This window comes from Neoaquamicrobium microcysteis, assembly GCF_008180155.1.
GTDB lineage: Bacteria > Pseudomonadota > Alphaproteobacteria > Rhizobiales > Rhizobiaceae > Aerobium > Aerobium microcysteis.
In genome coordinates, this window is record NZ_VSZS01000013.1 from 1 (window position 1) to 357 (window position 357).

Sequence of the window (357 nt, forward strand, 5' to 3'; positions counted from 1 at the left end):
CTTCGCACCACCTTCGAGGGTGAAAGTCACGTCGCTGCCCTGGACGGTGGCGGCGGTCATGCCTTCGGTGAGGTCGGACGACGCCACGTTGCCGGGTACGACGTGATAGGTGAGGATCGACACGAGCTGATCGCGGTTCTCCTCCTTCAGCAGGTCGTCCACCGTACCTTCCGGCAGCGCCGCGAATGCTTCGTCGGTGGGTGCGAAGACCGTGAACGGACCCTCGCCTTGCAGTGTCTCGACCAAGCCCGCAGCCTCGGCAGCCGCAAGCAGGGTTGTGAAGTTGCCGGCCTGGCTGGCGGTATCGACGATGTCGGCGGCCAGCACGGATGTGGTCATCGCGACGGCAGCCGCACC

General features: G+C 65.8%; 1 protein-coding gene. It reads right to left on the reverse strand.

Translation table 11 applies throughout. The annotated features are described in order from the left end of the window. The coding region (locus tag FY036_RS00035) for a fasciclin domain-containing protein (protein ID WP_201744656.1) at positions 1–339 on the reverse strand (339 nt) is incomplete at its 3' end. Positions 340–357 lie beyond the last annotated feature (18 nt).